Below are 16,563 nucleotides of genomic sequence, written 5' to 3' on the forward strand. Positions count from 1 at the left end.
TAGGAGAGGTCGGTATGTCTCAAGAGATTCTAATGAACCATTTTGGGTTACATCCTGAGCGGGCATTCTTCGATGGAATGATGGATCGATATATGGTCGGGGGATTAGTATATAGTATTGTGGGTGTATCGAATATGGAACAGGAAACCCTGGTGGAACTTTATAAATTGGCAGAGCACCTGAAAAGCTCCGGGGACCGGCATGTGTCGACCTTTGTCCAGAGCAACGAGGGGAAATTCCTCGTGGTGGAGAAGGATAAAGATTATGTCGTCCTTCGAAATGAGGGAATCGAGTCCCCACCAAATCATAAACTCGGCAGGAAGCTAAGCAAATTCCATTTCAAGGGACGGTCCTTCGAAGAGAAAGTGGAGAAGATAAATCGCATGGGTCAGTGGAAAAGTCTGTGGGAAAAGAGGATGGCTCAATTGGAAAAAGCCTTTTACCAGGTCATTCAGGACCAGCCCGCTGACGAGTTTGAGCGCCGGTTTGTCGAGAGTTATCCTTATTACAGTGCGCTTTCGGAAAATGCCATTCAATACTTGGTCGATACGGAGCTTGATGAAGACCCGAAGGCAGAGGACGCCGGAACAATCTGTCATGAACGGTTTCTCGCGTCCACATGGGGGACCGAAATGTGCATACATTTTCCGTTTCAATGGGTATTCGACCACTGCAGCCGGGACATAGCAGAGTGGGTGAGGGAACGATACTTCATGAGGAGTCAAACGTTTCATCCTGAGCTTCAGGATTTCCTGAAAGAGTATGAGTCGATCACACCCCTTTCTCCTTTTTCATGGAGGTTGTTGTATTCCCGTCTGTTGTTTCCCCTGCATTACTTCGAGTGCATCGAAGAATATTACATTTCCCAATCAGAACAAAAGAAAAAGACAGTCGAGGAGAAACTTGAACGCTATTTGAAGAATTCCCACCAATACGAAGCGTTCCTGTCAGATTTTTACCATATGTCCGAAGTGCCGGTGAAAAAATGGGGAATTCCCCTCATAGCGTGGCTGTAATCCAATTCCCGAGATAGGATGTGCCTTCCCTTTTATGCTAAACTGAAGAAAAGAATAGGGAAGGCAGGGGGATGTTTATGAAGCCATTCATCTATATTACGAGGAAACTTCCTGAGGCCGTGGTCGCCCCGCTAAAAAGTGAGTTCGAAGTGGAGATGTGGGGACGGGAGGATGCCCCTGTACCGAGGGATATCCTTCTGGAGAAAGCAGAGAAAGCGTCTGCTTTACTTACCATGCTATCGGACAAGGTGGACCTGGAACTCTTAGGGAATGCCACTTCTTTAAAAGTGGTGGCAAATCTTGCGGTAGGTTTTGATAATATCGATCTTGAAGCGGCAAAAGAAAAGGGTGTCACGATCACCAATACACCAGATGTATTGACGGAAACGACGGCGGATTTAACATTCGCCCTTCTGATGGCTACAGCACGACGAATCGTAGAAGCAGACCGGTACATTAAAGAAGGAAAGTGGGAAAGCTGGTCACCTCTCCTCCTTGCCGGAATGGATATTCATCATAAAACGATGGGGATCGTAGGTATGGGAAGCATCGGTGAAGCGGTGGCGAGAAGGGCGCAAGGATTTAATATGGAAGTGCTGTATCATAACCGTTCCCGTAAACCAAAAGCTGAAGAGACCCTTGGAGTAAGGTATGTGTCATTCGATGCCCTTCTTGCCGAGTCGGATTTCGTGGTCGTCCTGGCGCCTTTAAATGCGGAAACACAGGGCATGTTCCAGAAAGATCAATTCAATAAAATGAAGAAAACAGCGATCTTCATCAATGCAGCACGTGGAGCCATCGTCAATGAAGCGGCCCTCCTGCAGGCGTTAAAGAGGGGGGATATCGCGGGAGCCGGCCTGGATGTATTCGAAACCGAACCGATTAACGAAGATCATCCTCTTCTCCAATTCGATCAAGTCGTCGCCATCCCTCATATCGGAAGCTCCTCCAAAGACACCCGTCATGACATGATGACCCTGTGTGTAGAGAACATACAGGCCGTCCTTAAAGGGGACAACCCGAAAACAGCGGTGAAGTAAAAGAAAAAAACCTGAATCCAATAAAGGATTCAGGTTTTTTAAATGAAATCTCGATTAGAATACTTGCTCTACTTCAACGATACCAGGAACTTCTTCCACCAATGCGCGTTCGATTCCTGCTTTTAATGTGATGGTTGAACTTGGGCAGCTTCCGCAAGCGCCAAGGAGGCGCAATTTCACAATGCCATCTTCAACGTCTACAAGTTCACAATCTCCACCATCGCGAAGTAGGAACGGACGTAATTTATCTAATACTTCCTGAACGGGTGCAATCATTTCGTTTTCAGCCATAATTATCTACTCCTTTCCTTACTATCTATTATAATGACATATTCGCAAAAAATCTATCAACCTGCAAATGATTGGGCATTTCTTTTTCAAAAAATGTTTCCCATTCCGTTTCCAGAAAGAAAATGGTTCCAACCTTCCTGCTTTTTTTGTAAAATAAACAAAAGAGGGGAACAAGGGGGAGGATCACATGAATCGTAAGCCAGTTGAACTTTACGTGTACGGTGCAGAAATACTCTGTCCAAGCTGCGTGAACTTACCATCATCGAAAGAAACGTACGAATGGCTGGAGGCTGCTGTGAGCAGGAAATATCCAAATCAGCCATTTGTTATTAAATATGTGGATATCCACAATCCGCCGGAAGAAGATTCGGTGAAACAGTTTGCCTCAAGGGTAGTGGAAGAAGATATGTTCTATCCCATTGTCTTATTGGAAGGCAAAATTGTCGGAGAAGGAAATCCCCGTTTGAAGACGATCTACTCAGAACTTGAGAAGTATGGATATGAAGCGGTTTAAAGCTTCTTAAGGTGAGAAAGGCTTTCTATAGTGAAAGCCTTTTTTTGTTGGGGATATTGCGGATAAAAAAGAACCGCCCACGAGCGGTTCTTCTTACATCAACCATTATGATATTTATACATCCACAATACACCGGATTTCAACAAACGGGCGACCCGTCCCGTGATGGAGCGCTCGTTCACCAGTCCGAAACCATGCTTCTTTCCGAGAGAACCAAGGATCCCCTTTAGCTTGATCTTTGGCAGTTCTGCCGGAAGCTCTTCGTTATTCCAACGCTTCAGTAAGATGGTAACGATTTGCTCCGCCTGTCCTTCAGCAAGTTGTGCACTTGGGGCTTGAGGAAGGCTTGCGCAGTCACCGACCACATACACGTTTTCATCCTGTGGCAGGTTATGATACTTTGTCAAGATGACGCGACCGCTTGCATCCTTTTCCACATCCATATCGCGAACGACCTTACTCGGTTGAATCCCGGCTGTCCACACGATGGCATCACAGAAAATCTGTTCTTCGTGGTTATGCAGTGTATTCGGTTCCACTCTTGTAATATTGGAATTGTTCACGATTTCCACGCCATTTTCGTCAAACCAGCCGTGAACGTAAGAGCTCAGACGTTCAGGGAAGGCATTGAGGATACGCGGTCCACGGTCGAATAGCTTAATTTTCAGATCTGAACGGCTTTCCCTAAGCTCACTGGCAAGTTCAATCCCGCTTAAGCCGGCGCCGACGATCCCGACAATCGAACCCGCTGGAAGATTACAAAGCGTTTGATAAGTCTTACGTGACCTTTCAATCGTTTGAATCGAGAAAGTATGTTCATCTGCACCCGGTACATTATGATATTTATCCTCACACCCTAGTCCGATGACAAGGTCGTCATAAGGAACGGCATCCTGATCTTTCATACGAACGAGTTTATTCTCCATGTCCACGCCTGAGATGTCTCCATATACATAGGATAACCGGGCATGTTCCGGAAATGATACGCGTACATGTTGATCTGAAATCGTACCGGCCGCAAGCGCATAGTATTCTGTCTTCAGACAGTGATAAGGATTTCTGTCAATCAGGGTAATCGATACATCTTCAGGTAATTGGTTGGGTAATAAGCGAAGAAGGACGCGCATATTGCCATATCCTCCGCCAAGCAGCACTAATTGTTTCATGAAAATTTCCCCTTTTTGCACTCTACATTATTGTTGAAATAGTGTGTTTGTATATGATTTATATCCCGATATGGATAGGGACAGGATTTAAAGGACAGTCACGCCGAAACGGGTCCTGGCAAAGTAAGCATTTTCAATGTGAAGCCTAATTCGAGTAATTTCTACATAAATAAACCTATTAACATTAAAAGTATATCGAAATAAAGGTGTTTTCACAACAGAAATAAGCGAAAATGTTCACAATCTGTTATACCATTACATGGAATACAAATCATTGACGATAATGATAAAAAAAGGTAGCATAACAAAGAGTAGTGAGGTGATAGAATTGAAACCTATTATTGAATTTTGTATAAGCAATCTTGCTAGCGGTGCGCAAAAGGCGCTTGAGATATTAGAAAGAGACCCGAACCTTGATGTCATTGAATACGGATGCCTGGGATACTGCGGAAAATGCGCCCAAGCGTTTTATGCTCTCGTCAATGGGGAGGTCGTAACAGGCGACACGCCTGAAGAACTGGTGGATCATATCTATCAATTCCTTGAAGACAACCCGATGTTCTAAACAAAAGCCGGCCCTGACCGGCTTATTTTTTTTTGTAAAAATACATGTAAAAAAACCAGTGGGGATCACTGGTTTTTTTACATTGACTTCATTTCTTTATACATTTCCCGGATTTCATACCAGCGACCCCTGGCCATTTCGATGATTTTCGGTTCGGTGGAGAGATGCTGCTTACCGATGACTTTAGAAAGGTAGGCTGCCGCTTCCTCAATCTTATCCTGCCTCCTCAGTAATTCAGCGATGATATAAAGGAGCTTTGTTTCGGACATTAAAGAGCCTGATGCACCATCTGTTAAATAAGCATCGATGTATTCATGTGCTGCCAGATTAATGAAGCGCCTTTCCTGTTCTCTATCAGCCATCTTTCGATAAAGCCAGGCTGTGCGAAGGTATAACCCTGCTATGGTCACTTTTTTCTCCTTCTTGATTAAAGCACAGTAGGCGGCCAGTTTATACGTATTGATCGCATCTTCATATGACCTGATTTTCCCATAATCCTGAGGCAGCCAGTGCAGACTGATCTTCTTTTCAAGCTCTGCTTTAAGAACAGGAGGTATGTATGCTGTAAAATCATCGGTATAAGAAAAACCGCACTGCGGACAGACGGATACATTATAGAGCAAAGGGTTTACATCATCTGACTGGTACAAGGGACAAAAGTCACTGTCATATCCGGTGAGCTTCACAAACCGGGATCTGATCCTTGTCGTACTGTATGAGTGTTTACATGATAGACACTGGGTCTTTTTATCATAAAATGGCGTCACTACCGTCATGAATCTCACCTCACAATCGGGACTATCTACCCTATTATACCTTGATGGTGGCGAAGGTAACCAGTGTTTTTTATTCATGGTGAGTAAAAAGTTGTGTTTAATGAGAATATTCGTATAATTACTCTTCCAATCATTCACCAAAGCCCCATCGGTTGAGTAGTAAAATAGAAAGGAGTATACTAAGTAGTAAGAAATGAAAAGGTTGGGGGTGTAATGAATGAGTGAAGTTGTCATTCTAACAGAAGCTGCTGCCCTTCAGATTAAAGATATGATGAAGGAACATGACGAAACAGATGCCATGTTACGAGTAGCGGTAAAAGGGGGAGGCTGCAGCGGCCTTTCTTACGGTATGGGATTTGAACATGAGCTTCAAGATGGAGATACAACGACAGAGCAGCATGGAATCAAGCTTGTCGTAGCAAAAAATGATGCTGCCATCCTGAACGGTACGAAAATAGATTATAAGCAGTCCATGATGGGCGGCGGATTTACGATCGACAATCCGAACGCAATCGCTTCATGCGGGTGCGGATCATCATTCGTGACAGCGACGAATAAAGGTACGCCGGAGAATTGCTAACGTTAACCTATTCGAGAACCTAGTCGAAAGGGTTGCGGATTACGGCGGAAAAACGTCGATAAACCTTCGTTCAATTGAATAAAAACAAGTCCGATTACCGGGCTTTACGGTTGTTAATGACGGCCTCTTAGCGAAATTAATTCGTTAGGGGGTCGTTTTTTATTGTCTTTAAAACGGAAGAAACGTCGTGTCACCGGGTTGTCTAGCCAACGGAAAGAGTACCCGAATCTTACATTACAAGAGGCGTTTGAGTTCGTCGTGTCCGCCAAGAGAGCCGAGGGCCTACGTGAGCGAACGTTAAGGGACTACACGAAAATGTGGGGTTATTTCACCGACTGGCTATCGCATAACTACGAGGTGGACTATATCAACGATTTAACTTCGGAAGTATTTCGCAATTACATCAACTGGATGAAATACGACAAGCCAAAGTACGACGGTCATAAGTACATCGACTCAGCAAAGCAGGGCGTCGGGCTATCCGATACAACGATAAACATAAACCTTCGTACGATACGTGCAGTGTTCAATTACTTAGAACGTGAACAACTGATCGAGGTTAATCCGATTGCAAACGTTAAGCCTATACGCCAAGACGTCGATATGTCCGAGGCATTAGCCGACGATGAAATCAAAGCGATATTTCAGCAACCAATACAACGGGAGTACGTTGGGTTCCGTGATTACGTGGCTATGCACGTCTTACTTGACGCCGGGCTACGAATCAACGAATTATTAAGCCTTCGAGTTACAGACATCGACTTTAAGACGAGATTCATTACGATTGCAAGCGATAAGAGTAAGAACCGTAAGCACCGTATCGTACCAATATCTACGCACGTATCGAAGTTACTATTGCAACTAATATCGGAGAATCAGGAGCACTTTCGGACAGACCGGATATTTATGTCGAGCTACGGGGAGCCGTTAGGAGCGAATCACTTTAACAAACGATTGAAGTTTTACGCAGAAAAAGCCGGGGTTAAGAAAGCGAAGGTAACGGCGCACGTCTACCGGCACACATGGGCGAAAATGATGATTCTTAACGGGTGTGATCCATTTACGTTGCAGAAGCTAGGCGGCTGGGCGGACATACGTACAATGAGGCGTTATATACAGATGGACTTAAGAGAGATGCGGGAATCACACGATACTTATTCACCGGCACTTACATTATTCGGACGAAAACGTCTATAAGCAAACAAAAAAAAGACGCAATCACCCGTACATAGCCGAAGCCAAACACGAATGATATACGCCAGTCACTAGGTTTAGTATATCGAAAAAATCGTTGTTCGGCAAGGTGTATTCGTTATGTCGTTTGAACCGAACATACATTCGTGATAAGGGTACGTTTTCGGTCATAAAGACATATTTATATGTACGGGTAGGCGTCTCTAATCGAAGGGACGAAGCAATCGATGGAACAACGCTATCTAACAACGAACATAACCGAACTCAAACCATACGCCACATTCGATCAGCAGGCGGACATGGACGAGACCATTTACGAATACATAGACGCATTACGCAGCGATGAACATCCCGAATCAGTGATCGAGGTGCTACGGTTCTTCGGTCGCAGTTCACTACGAGTCCTGGGCGTCTCCTTCGCCAAGTACGAGACCATCGCCGAGTCAATCGGGTATAGCAAACGTACAGTCATTCGAGCAGTCAATACACTAGCAGGTTACGGCATGATTGAACGGATCCCAACGTTGAAGCAGTGGACGGGTAGAGGGCGAAAGAAATCCGTTAATATTGTACGTGTGTTACCGCAAGCTATTACGCCAGTGGCACCGCAACCCGTCACCGCAGAGGCACCCGATGAAGTCACGTCAGACAACGAGTCCAACGTTAATATGCAGTCCGAACCACTCGTTAATAAACACTGTACTTCTAACGTACTAGAGACGGTGCAGGCGCTAGAGTCGGCAGGACTTAAGAACTCGATACCAACGCCAATCTATGACGCACTATCACCGTTCTACAACGCACAGGACATTCGCAGGCTAACGGGCATCGTATTTAGAGCGAAGGCATCCGTTAGTAAGAGCATACGTTTAGAAGACCATTCAGAGGCGTTTAAGGGCACCGTATTAGACGTTGTAAGGCGTTTCAAAGCCGGAACCCTACGTAGCATTGATTCGTACCTATACGTGTCTCTCCGCAAGTTATTCCGCAGGCTGCAGATAGAATCGGCCTGGGCATCGTTTTAGTAAACGTAATGGGAAACGTTGATACACCGTTAATGACACTTGTATATACAACGTTAAAATTCGTATAAGAAGTAACCCGTCATAATACGTTAACCATCGTTGGAACAACGTTAACATATAGGTTACCCACGATTGCACGTATGTTTACATATGGCGTTATGCACACGTTTAACTGTCGTAATTCCACCGGCAAACGGGTTCACGAGACGAGGGTGTCCGAAATATACAGGGGTCAAATCGGTAGGCATATCGACACCCTACGCCGTATCTGACCGCTTGATAAACGAGGATCCCAGGCGAGAAACCACCGTTCAGCATTCGTTTTTTATGCAGTAAATTCGTTGTATATTCGGGTGCATAAAATCTATCGAGTATACAACGGTCACAAACGTTGATATAACGGTGTTTGCAACGTAGGTTCCTAGAAACTTAATTATGTTAACTAGGTTGACCGAAACGGCTAAACCCGTTGTTACCATAGGTTTCGTATACCTAACGTGGTATTATTATCGGGTGCCTGGCGAGTGCCTAATCGCATACATACGGATGCATATTTAACCCACGATTGCATTAACGCTTCACCACGTTAAAGGGGCGGGGGCTATCGGGGGATTTCGCCGGCTGCCGGGTGTCGTCACGTTTTCTACAAGTTTCAGAACCTTCGACCTCTAAACGGGTGTGCTACGTTGGCTGCTATAAAATTTTCGCAGAATTTCCGTAAGGTGCGGGGGTTACCTATTCATCCGTTAGGTCGATGATATCTCGTATGTCCGTTATCCCGAGTGCCTGCGCGATCCTTTCGATATGTCCGAAGTTAATGCTTTCACGTTTGCCGTTCTGTAGCTCGCTGAGTGCTGCGTGTCTAATGTCCGTTATTCGCGATAACTCACGTAGGGACATGCCGCGTTCCTCTAATAGACTGCGTATTTTAATCGTTACCTTTACCATCGTTGGCTTCCCCCTAAAATTTATGGTTGACGTTACCTATAAGCGTACCATATAATGTAGTTAACGGTGGTACTTATTCGCGTACCATACGATAAGCGGCTAGCCCGAGCGCGAACGTAGTTCGGGAGAGCGAGGAAGGATGGCGTATAACATGGCACAATGGATCAGCGCAGATGACGGGGGCACGATGACACAAGCCGAAGTAGAGTTCGCGAACATTGAACGTTATTTTATGGCGAAAGGCATCCCAACGGACATAGCGAGAAAGTGCGCCTGGCAAGCGGACTGGACCGACGAGGAATACGAAGTGATGATGCAGGCGGCACGAAGCAAGTGAAGAGCGGGTCATACTAGGGTGACGGAGAAACGGTGATAAAGGTAGATTGCGGGGGTCATATTGGCGTATGGTCCCCGTTAATATTACAAACGTGTTACAACGATTACTGTTTCGTTAAAAGTGACGTCTGATGGCTATATTTTACCCGATTTAACGAGTGTTAAGTAGGGCCGGCGAACTAAAGTTTACGTTATTTTCGCTATCAGAGTTACATGACAGGCGCTCAGCCGAGTATTAAGTAGGGCCGGCGAGTTATTCGCAGAAAGTTACGAGTGGACGCCATATTTTACCTCGTTAGCTATACTATCATATGTACGGCAGCCGTGAGCAGGTGAAGTTTTTTCAACGTGTACCCTGTTTTATACCCCGTTAGCTATACTATTATTAAAGCGATAAAGCACGCAGGCAACCGGCAAGCACGGTGGCTTATTTGTCGTTGAAAAATGTCCCACGAACGGCTTCGAAATTGGTTCATATAAGAGAAGGCATATATTCAAGAAGGCTCAAACGCATTCATTCCTTAATATAACGAAAAGGTGTCGCAAGGCACTCTTTTTTTATTTTGATAAATAAGAAGAAAAAGGAGAGTTTTAAATGAAGCTAAAGACGTACGAAATCGTGTACAAACCGCATTTAACCGTAGGCACCGTAGAGGGCGAGTCTGATCCGTGTCTCTTAACGAATGACCAAGAGTTCACGGCGACCATACGAGAGTTCAGCAAGGAGCTCGCAAAGACACGCCTGGCACTGAACGTTTATCGCGAAAATCTCGACCATCCATACGGTCATGCGATCGCGATGAGCGCAGTGCGGTTCATCAAATCGATTAAGGAGGTGAAGTAACGATGAAGCGAAAGGTCATTCTAAGCCTGCACATCGCTAACGAGTTAGTTCAACGAGGGTTCCCGATTATCGAATTAAAGCCGTCAACGAAAATTCAAGGTCGGGCAGCGTTCATATTCGAGTTAACGCCGAAGCTGAGCGAAGTCCTAACCGAAATATCCAAACGAAAAGGCATTCGACTATAAAACTATCGAAGGGGAGTATTCACAATGAGCCAACAAAGACAACGTAAGCCGATTAATAAGGAAAATCCGGGGGCAAACGGTAAGCATTTTATCGCATTCCCGAGTGATGCGAAACACTACGTTCATCATCCGAGAATGGCACCAGAGAAGTTATTTCTGTATCAGCTATTAATTGATTACTACAACGTTGATAAAGGTTACGCGCACCCGTCGCTCGAAACACTTACGATCCACTACGGGAAGTCCTACAATACTACCGTTAGGCACATCGAAGACTTGAAGGTGGTTGGGCTGCTCGACTATCCGAAGAAAGGTTACTATGTACCGTTACAACCGTTGACGGCCGACGAGTTCTATGCAGATTTTCCTGAGGCGTGGGAGCGCTACAAGAAGGCGTATGACTCGATGGAAGGTAAGAAATCGAAGGACAAAACGAGAATGCAAGAGTGGCGAAGAGAGCAAGGTTATGATGATTGATTCATGTTACGCCCAACAGTGGGGTGTTACGTAACCAACAATTGGGTGTTAAGGAATACGTGAATTGGGTGTGAACTAGATTTAATAAACTAGATTTAATGAACTAGATTTAAAACCCTTACGAGCTTAAGTGCATACTCGCTCACTAACGTTCGCTCGGCATAACCTTACTACGTAAGAACATGCATAAGTATTTGTACAAAAACCTATAAGCGTATAAGAGCATGTACGAAAAAGGATAAATACATGTATGCGAATGAACGAGTGAATACGAGTATATGTGTGTTGCTCGCGACTACCATAAACCAACGAAGGAGACGATTTAACGATGGGGAAAATTAAGAAAATTGAAATCAGCGAGGAAGTTATCGGATTTTACAGAAGGCAAACGGCGGGCATGGATCGGTCGGAAGCGGAATACTTCGTTCACCAGGCGCAGGCAGGCGATGTAGATTTTTCGCACAACAAACGTATCAAACGATGCTTGCAGTGCGATCGTTGGTTCGAAGATGGAAAAGCGAACAAAAGGAAGTGTTGCTCGAGTAAGTGTAAGAACCGATATGACTCAGCAAATCGAAAGGGTAAACGTCAAAAGAAAACGGCAGAACGTCAAGGGATCACGGTGGATGAATTGCAGGCTAAACGCGAGCAGAGTAAGTACGAAGTGATTCCGGTGGGCGACGCCTCCAAAGTCGATTATTACGCGTACAGGAATAACGACGGCAACAGCCGGAAGACAACGATGGAGATCGACGAGTCTGGCGAAGGTAAGGCAAACGTTATGGTGTACTATGGTGAGCGTAAGATAGGCCGGGAGCCAGGCGAAGTTAAAATCACGGAATGTAATCGCGAGGGCATTGACGCGTACATGCTCGAGAAGTACGGGGCACATCGTTTGAGAATGGAACGGGCACGGGCGAAGAGTTACGGCAAACGCATTCATTTTTCAAGATAATGAGGAGAGCATTAATATTCGTGCCTTAGCCGGCGAGATACGATCACACTCTCCTGCGTTTTTATAGCGTGAGGAGAAGAAAACGAATTAACAGGAGGAGATAGCATGAGTAACGAAAAATTCCGCATGGTACGTTTGTTCCTAGATATGACGCAACAAGAGTTCGCGAGGCACTTAGACATCGCATATTCAACGGTGTACGGCATCGAGGCGGGCAATCGTAGGGTAAGCGACAAGGTAGCCGCGAAGATTGCGCACAAGTTCGAGATAACAGACGAGTTCATGGCGTTCGCTGATCGAGTTAAACGTTTGGAGGCGATTTAATGAGTGACGTAAAGGACTTGCTTATCTATCGTAACAGATATAGTAATTTTATCTGCTCGAATCCACGGGAGTCAGACTATCGTAAGGTTAGCTGTTTGTCCGCGAAAGAGGCAGCCAAGTTAGTCGGGTTCAAGTGGTACGCACTACGTAAACAGAAGTTCCAGGACTTACTTTTAAATACGGAGATAGACGGTAAACCGGTATTTATATTAGTGAACGACGGAGAGAAAATCGCGGTCAATCCGAATGTACGTGAGCCACTCGAGTACAGTCCGGTCTTGGCGGCATTGTTCAATGGAAATTAAACTTAGGAGGCGGTTTGATGTTAGCGCATATTGCCCAGGAGTTGATCGAGAATGACACCCGATGAATTAACGCAGGAATGGTTGCAGGCGATTGCTTACGACGACTACCACGAGGAACGGTTCGGAAATGGCAACGACGATGCTTAACGAAACAAAGTGGTACCCAGGCGGGGGCAACGCTGAACACCTCGGCAAGCCAAAGAGATACGTTACGAGTGCCCGCGAGTTACTTCGGTTGCTGCACGATCACAAGATCCACGTTTTTTATCATACGAATCTAGTCGAGTGGGTCAGCGAGAAGCCGTTAGTGGCGGGTGAAGGTCGACTCAAAACGTTAATTGATAAAGGCATTGTACACGCCTCCAACGAGGGGCTTTACTATTTAACGTAATCGCCGAAATTAGCATGGGAATACCCACGTTAATCATAGCACCAAATTGAATTAAATGCAAGCCGGCGTTTGGACTACGTGACGACGCAGGAGCCGGCAACGAAATCAAACATACGAAGGGATGTGCAGGGATGGAGGCCGATAAATTAGCGATGGCAATATACTTACTCGCGTTGGCTCGGATTGAAGCGACAGGCAGGACGTACGTCGCGAAAGAGATACGAGCAACGCAGCAGACGTTACATGAGTCACTTGGATTAAACAAATCAAACTAAAGGGATGGGGATGTTTGTTATGGAAAAAGCATTATACGAAAAAGTGATCGAGATTTTAACGAGGTTAGAGGACAAAATCGATTCAATCGACGAACGCACGCAGGACATCGAAGAACGCCTCGACGGTAGCGACTACGAGCGTAAGTTTGGGGTGGTTCGATGAAGACGATATACACGGAAAAGAGGTCTACCGCCGGCAAGCAAATAGACCCCTCAAATAAATATTCGACTTTAAGTATAGCATTTGTCCGGAGTGGTGGCAATGTCTAATGCACTTTGGAAGTTAGAGCCCGGCTTCATCGCGGCTTATACCGAGGATAGAGAGTTAATCAAACGCATCAAACGATACAAAAAGAATTGGTCGATCATGGCTGATTATTTTCGTAACGGTCGATTAGTCGGAATGCAACTGAAAATCCCGGCTAACGAACGTAGGCAGGCGGAACGAATGCTAGACGTAAAATTAAGCAAATGAGCCGTTTAGAGGCGTTGTAAGTCGTTTAGGTACGAACACCTTAGCGATTATTTACAGGCGCCTTATTCGTGCTGATTAGGGCAAATAGCTGTCGATAGCACCCCCAAAAAAAATTTAGAAAGGATTATTTGATGGATATAACAACTACATTGAAGTTTCATAAGCAAATACCGATCGAAGTACCTTTTCGGAAGTATCTACCTTACTATTCGGGATATACGGAAGGTATGTCTTATAAAGAGTTCGAGAGAGATTGTGAGCTCCGGAGAAGGCGCGGAGAAATAGACTATAACGGGATACTTTTAAAAGGATATATCAGGCATCAGGTTCCTAGAGATTCAGGTGTGTACTTCATGTTCTATGACGATGAAGTAATTTACGTTGGAAGGTCAACCAACTTACAACAACGACTTATAAACCATTGCGAATTAGACGGACATTTAAGGTACGCAGACAAGGTTGCGATTCAGTTTGAGGAATCCATTCCTAGACAGTATGCAATTGAAGCAGTAGCAATCGCAGAGTTCTTACCATCAAGAAATAAAGCGGGGAGGGTTTGCTAGGTGAACGATCATAAACGAAAAAGACGACGCAGAAACCGGAAGCAGCGAAAACAGCGCCCGGCACCAAAGCCGATGGCAACGGAGATACAACACTTACTGCCGGAACCAACCGTTAAGGAGTTGAGGCGCATTGCCAATCGTAAACGTAAACGTAGAGCCTAAGCCACCGCGATTAGATAACGAGAACAAAGAAGTGTATGCGAAGTCAAGCGATGTCACCGTTTGGTCGCTATACGATCAATCATGGGAGACGTTAGTTGACGAGGGGCTTGACCGGTTATTTGAAAGCCGAAACCAATTCGAAGTGGAGCGATTGAAATGCCACGTAGAATAGGCGCGAAGAAGTTCCGGAAGAAACGAGCGGACGGCACAACGAACAAGCCCCGGGCCCACATTAACGACGGCATGGCCGGTTGGATTCGAGGGTTCCTGGGCATCGAACCAGGCCGGGCGACGTGGGAAGCGCCGCCGAAATGGGCGATTCAATACAGTCGGCAGTCCCCGGAACACATCGAAGCACTCGAAAGGAGGGGCGTATATGTTCGGAAGGAAACGGGAAGTGAGAGGCGAGATAGTCGAAAGTCACGACGACATGACCGACAAGGTGCTCGTCAAAATCGACATAGAAGCGTATAAAGAGTTCAGTATCGTTGTCATTAAGATATACGACCGAACCGATGGCAGCGCGTTGTTTGAGTCGAGCTACCGAACGATAGAAAGCGAGCGGCCGGCACACTATACGGCTGAGGCAATCGCAAAGGAATATACGCGGGCTAACGGCCTGCACATAGATAAAACGTTAAGTAATGCGGAGCTCCCATTCGTGGGCAACGCTAACAAGCGCAGCCGATAACAACAAAAACTATCAAACTAAAGGAGAGGTTTTATATGAGAGACCAATATCAGAAGCAAATCGAAAAGGAAGTCGCAAGCTACCGAAAGGCATACGACAAAGTAATGAATAGCGATGACCCACGGTTAGCCGGCCAGGACGTTAAAGACTACGAGGTTGGCAAACTACGGGAGCAACTAGAGGCAAACGTCAGTCAAATCGAAGCCGAGTTCACCGAGAAAATCGAGGCTGAAATCGAACGTGCAGCAAAGGAAGCCGGGCGCAGCCGATTCTTCGTAAGTAGCCCCGACAAACAGTACGTAACGGACATCACGGACAACCTGGTGACGAAGCTAACCTTCGCAGTCACAGACGCAGACAAATCGGAAGCATTCAGCGAATACGACGCTAAACTCGAATTGATCGAAGACGTAGCGCCGTTCAGTGAAGTTGTTAAGCAGTTGGCGGAGGCATCGCGAAAGCTCGGGGACGACGAGTTCTCGAAAAAGAAAATCCGCGGTCTATACTACCAGCTAAACGAGGGATTGCGCACACCTGAACAAGAACGGTATGAAGCGCTGAAAGTCGATAAGATGACGGGCGTATCGCACAAATTCAGAACGCTCCAAATGACGCACCCGAGCTATTCACATAAGCAAGCAGCACGTAAGTCAAAACGTATGTAAGCTAACGCAAGTCGTAATGCTCCGTTTGAACGGCGGTATCTCGTCAATATGCAGTCGGAGGAACACACTTGATCGAGGCGTAACACCCGGCGGGCCCGGCGCTCCACCCGTTAGCCCGCCACAAACTAAATTAAACAGGGGGAATTTTAAATGAACATTGTAATCGAAATCAAGCAGCATCAAGGGAGATTCGGTGTAGGTTACCGCAGTCTTTCCGCAAAGGACGGGAATGGCGAGTATCTATCGAATGACATTAGCGGGAACAACGTTGTCGACTTCGTGGAAAACGCAATCCAGGAAGGCATCAAGCAGATAATAGCGAAGGACGCGAGTGCAGAGGCGTTCACCGTCGACTTGCCGGCGGGAATCGTACTAGGTGCAGAGTTATCCGCAATCCTCGTTCAGAAGTTCGAGGCAGACCCGTTAGTATCGTCATTAGCGTTTAACTAAGCAAGCACAACGGCCTCCACTCGGGGGCTTCTTTAAATTCGATTAACTATTATCACGAAATGGAGCGTGGATTAATGGAAATCCGAACTACAAGCGATAACTTTACAGGCGGGATCACACGTAAGGAAGTCGAACGTACACCGAGGGTAGCGTCAGCAGCCGATGCGCCAACAAGGGTTAACCGGCTAATGACAACGGTCTACTCGACTGAAGAGGTCACGGCGCTATTTGATTACGTTAAGCAACAGGGCGGGCAAATCGTCGCAACGCAGTCATTACGAGCAGGCGCAGGCATTTCCGTCACGATGGAGATACCGGCAGCCAGCGAAAATAGAAAGGAATGATACACG

Annotated in this window: 29 protein-coding genes; 25 read left to right on the plus strand and 4 right to left on the minus strand. The window is 46.0% G+C overall.

Features of this window, described 5'->3' with window-relative positions:
* The first annotated feature begins 14 nt into the window (after positions 1-14).
* Complete coding sequence (gene yutH / locus ACSQ2E_RS03810) at positions 15-1,016, plus strand: spore coat putative kinase YutH (RefSeq protein ID WP_435989423.1); 1,002 nt, start codon at positions 15-17, stop codon at positions 1,014-1,016.
* A 77-nt stretch (positions 1,017-1,093) separates the two neighbouring features.
* Positions 1,094-2,056, plus strand: a complete 963-nt coding sequence (locus ACSQ2E_RS03815; protein WP_435989424.1) for a 2-hydroxyacid dehydrogenase — start codon at positions 1,094-1,096, stop codon at positions 2,054-2,056.
* Between the two features lie 54 nt (positions 2,057-2,110).
* Here ACSQ2E_RS03815 and ACSQ2E_RS03820 read toward each other — a convergent pair whose 3' ends face one another.
* A complete protein-coding gene (locus tag ACSQ2E_RS03820; RefSeq protein ID WP_034763763.1) occupies positions 2,111-2,347 on the minus strand; it encodes a NifU family protein in 237 nt (78 codons plus the stop codon).
* A 187-nt stretch (positions 2,348-2,534) separates the two neighbouring features.
* On the opposite strand from ACSQ2E_RS03820, the gene ACSQ2E_RS03825 reads away from it, so the two are divergent.
* Positions 2,535-2,861, plus strand: a complete 327-nt coding sequence (locus ACSQ2E_RS03825) for a YuzD family protein (protein ID WP_435989425.1) — start codon at positions 2,535-2,537, stop codon at positions 2,859-2,861.
* Between the two features lie 98 nt (positions 2,862-2,959).
* On the opposite strand, the gene ACSQ2E_RS03830 is transcribed toward ACSQ2E_RS03825, so the two are convergent.
* Positions 2,960-4,027, minus strand: coding sequence for an NAD(P)/FAD-dependent oxidoreductase (locus ACSQ2E_RS03830; RefSeq protein ID WP_435989426.1), 1,068 nt, complete (start codon positions 4,025-4,027; stop codon positions 2,960-2,962).
* A gap of 283 nt (positions 4,028-4,310) precedes the next feature.
* On the opposite strand from ACSQ2E_RS03830, the gene ACSQ2E_RS03835 reads away from it, so the two are divergent.
* Entirely contained in the window at positions 4,311-4,592 is a 282-nt protein-coding gene (locus ACSQ2E_RS03835) for a YuzB family protein (RefSeq protein ID WP_435994384.1), read from the plus strand.
* Between the two features lie 77 nt (positions 4,593-4,669).
* Here the strand turns inward: ACSQ2E_RS03835 and ACSQ2E_RS03840 are convergent, their stop codons facing one another.
* A complete protein-coding gene (locus ACSQ2E_RS03840) occupies positions 4,670-5,368 on the minus strand; it encodes a DUF2225 domain-containing protein (protein WP_435989427.1) in 699 nt (232 codons plus the stop codon).
* 217 nt (positions 5,369-5,585) lie between these two features.
* Here ACSQ2E_RS03840 and ACSQ2E_RS03845 point away from each other — a divergent pair, with 217 nt between their 5' ends.
* From ACSQ2E_RS03845 to ACSQ2E_RS03855, 3 genes are all read left to right on the plus strand, one after another.
* The gene (locus ACSQ2E_RS03845) at positions 5,586-5,948 is read left to right on the plus strand and encodes a HesB/IscA family protein (RefSeq protein ID WP_226677042.1); all 363 of its coding nucleotides are present in this window, start codon (positions 5,586-5,588) and stop codon (positions 5,946-5,948) included.
* Between the two features lie 162 nt (positions 5,949-6,110).
* Positions 6,111-7,145: a tyrosine-type recombinase/integrase gene (locus ACSQ2E_RS03850; protein ID WP_435989428.1), complete on the plus strand. Its 1,035-nt coding sequence runs from the start codon at positions 6,111-6,113 to the stop codon at positions 7,143-7,145.
* Positions 7,146-7,369: 224 nt separating this feature from the next.
* The gene (locus ACSQ2E_RS03855) at positions 7,370-8,167 is read left to right on the plus strand and encodes a helix-turn-helix domain-containing protein (RefSeq protein ID WP_435989429.1); all 798 of its coding nucleotides are present in this window, start codon (positions 7,370-7,372) and stop codon (positions 8,165-8,167) included.
* 735 nt (positions 8,168-8,902) lie between these two features.
* Here the strand turns inward: ACSQ2E_RS03855 and ACSQ2E_RS03860 are convergent.
* Positions 8,903-9,115 carry a helix-turn-helix domain-containing protein gene (locus ACSQ2E_RS03860; RefSeq protein ID WP_435989430.1) on the minus strand — a complete coding sequence of 71 codons (213 nt, stop codon included), beginning with the start codon at positions 9,113-9,115 and terminating at the stop codon, positions 8,903-8,905.
* Between the two features lie 151 nt (positions 9,116-9,266).
* On the opposite strand from ACSQ2E_RS03860, the gene ACSQ2E_RS03865 reads away from it, so the two are divergent.
* The 18 genes from ACSQ2E_RS03865 (at position 9,267) to ACSQ2E_RS03950 (ending at position 16,557) form a co-directional block, all read left to right on the plus strand.
* A complete protein-coding gene (locus tag ACSQ2E_RS03865) occupies positions 9,267-9,452 on the plus strand; it encodes a hypothetical protein (RefSeq protein ID WP_435989431.1) in 186 nt (61 codons plus the stop codon).
* A gap of 594 nt (positions 9,453-10,046) precedes the next feature.
* Positions 10,047-10,295: a hypothetical protein gene (locus tag ACSQ2E_RS03870; protein ID WP_435989432.1), complete on the plus strand. Its 249-nt coding sequence runs from the start codon at positions 10,047-10,049 to the stop codon at positions 10,293-10,295.
* 2 nt (positions 10,296-10,297) lie between these two features.
* Positions 10,298-10,480: a hypothetical protein gene (locus tag ACSQ2E_RS03875; RefSeq protein WP_435989433.1), complete on the plus strand. Its 183-nt coding sequence runs from the start codon at positions 10,298-10,300 to the stop codon at positions 10,478-10,480.
* A gap of 24 nt (positions 10,481-10,504) precedes the next feature.
* Positions 10,505-10,957: a hypothetical protein gene (locus ACSQ2E_RS03880; protein WP_435989434.1), complete on the plus strand. Its 453-nt coding sequence runs from the start codon at positions 10,505-10,507 to the stop codon at positions 10,955-10,957.
* 328 nt (positions 10,958-11,285) lie between these two features.
* On the plus strand, positions 11,286-11,912 hold the full coding sequence (locus ACSQ2E_RS03885; protein ID WP_435989435.1) for a hypothetical protein: 627 nt from the start codon (positions 11,286-11,288) through the stop codon (positions 11,910-11,912).
* A gap of 105 nt (positions 11,913-12,017) precedes the next feature.
* The gene (locus tag ACSQ2E_RS03890; RefSeq protein ID WP_435989436.1) at positions 12,018-12,236 is read left to right on the plus strand and encodes a helix-turn-helix transcriptional regulator; all 219 of its coding nucleotides are present in this window, start codon (positions 12,018-12,020) and stop codon (positions 12,234-12,236) included.
* The gene (locus ACSQ2E_RS03895; RefSeq protein ID WP_435989437.1) at positions 12,236-12,541 is read left to right on the plus strand and encodes a hypothetical protein; all 306 of its coding nucleotides are present in this window, start codon (positions 12,236-12,238) and stop codon (positions 12,539-12,541) included. Before ACSQ2E_RS03890 ends, ACSQ2E_RS03895 begins: the two co-directional genes overlap by 1 nt.
* Before the next feature lie 91 nt (positions 12,542-12,632).
* The gene (locus ACSQ2E_RS03900) at positions 12,633-12,932 is read left to right on the plus strand and encodes a hypothetical protein (protein WP_435989438.1); all 300 of its coding nucleotides are present in this window, start codon (positions 12,633-12,635) and stop codon (positions 12,930-12,932) included.
* A 131-nt stretch (positions 12,933-13,063) separates the two neighbouring features.
* A complete protein-coding gene (locus tag ACSQ2E_RS03905; RefSeq protein WP_435989439.1) occupies positions 13,064-13,207 on the plus strand; it encodes a hypothetical protein in 144 nt (47 codons plus the stop codon).
* Positions 13,208-13,226: 19 nt separating this feature from the next.
* The gene (locus ACSQ2E_RS03910; RefSeq protein ID WP_435989440.1) at positions 13,227-13,370 is read left to right on the plus strand and encodes a hypothetical protein; all 144 of its coding nucleotides are present in this window, start codon (positions 13,227-13,229) and stop codon (positions 13,368-13,370) included.
* 99 nt (positions 13,371-13,469) lie between these two features.
* Positions 13,470-13,682: a hypothetical protein gene (locus ACSQ2E_RS03915; protein ID WP_435989441.1), complete on the plus strand. Its 213-nt coding sequence runs from the start codon at positions 13,470-13,472 to the stop codon at positions 13,680-13,682.
* A 131-nt stretch (positions 13,683-13,813) separates the two neighbouring features.
* Positions 13,814-14,245, plus strand: a complete 432-nt coding sequence (locus ACSQ2E_RS03920) for a GIY-YIG nuclease family protein (protein WP_435989442.1) — start codon at positions 13,814-13,816, stop codon at positions 14,243-14,245.
* On the plus strand, positions 14,246-14,407 hold the full coding sequence (locus ACSQ2E_RS03925; protein WP_435989443.1) for a hypothetical protein: 162 nt from the start codon (positions 14,246-14,248) through the stop codon (positions 14,405-14,407). It begins immediately after the preceding gene.
* Complete coding sequence (locus ACSQ2E_RS03930) at positions 14,376-14,579, plus strand: hypothetical protein (RefSeq protein WP_435989444.1); 204 nt, start codon at positions 14,376-14,378, stop codon at positions 14,577-14,579. Before ACSQ2E_RS03925 ends, ACSQ2E_RS03930 begins: the two co-directional genes overlap by 32 nt.
* A 204-nt stretch (positions 14,580-14,783) precedes the next feature.
* Positions 14,784-15,098, plus strand: coding sequence for a hypothetical protein (locus ACSQ2E_RS03935; protein WP_435989445.1), 315 nt, complete (start codon positions 14,784-14,786; stop codon positions 15,096-15,098).
* A gap of 35 nt (positions 15,099-15,133) precedes the next feature.
* Positions 15,134-15,763: a hypothetical protein gene (locus ACSQ2E_RS03940; protein WP_435989446.1), complete on the plus strand. Its 630-nt coding sequence runs from the start codon at positions 15,134-15,136 to the stop codon at positions 15,761-15,763.
* 150 nt (positions 15,764-15,913) lie between these two features.
* Positions 15,914-16,213, plus strand: a complete 300-nt coding sequence (locus ACSQ2E_RS03945) for a hypothetical protein (protein ID WP_435989447.1) — start codon at positions 15,914-15,916, stop codon at positions 16,211-16,213.
* A gap of 74 nt (positions 16,214-16,287) precedes the next feature.
* On the plus strand, positions 16,288-16,557 hold the full coding sequence (locus tag ACSQ2E_RS03950) for a hypothetical protein (RefSeq protein ID WP_435989448.1): 270 nt from the start codon (positions 16,288-16,290) through the stop codon (positions 16,555-16,557).
* Positions 16,558-16,563 lie beyond the last annotated feature (6 nt).

This window comes from Rossellomorea sp. LjRoot5 (assembly GCF_964253455.1).
GTDB lineage: Bacteria > Bacillota > Bacilli > Bacillales > Bacillaceae_B > Rossellomorea.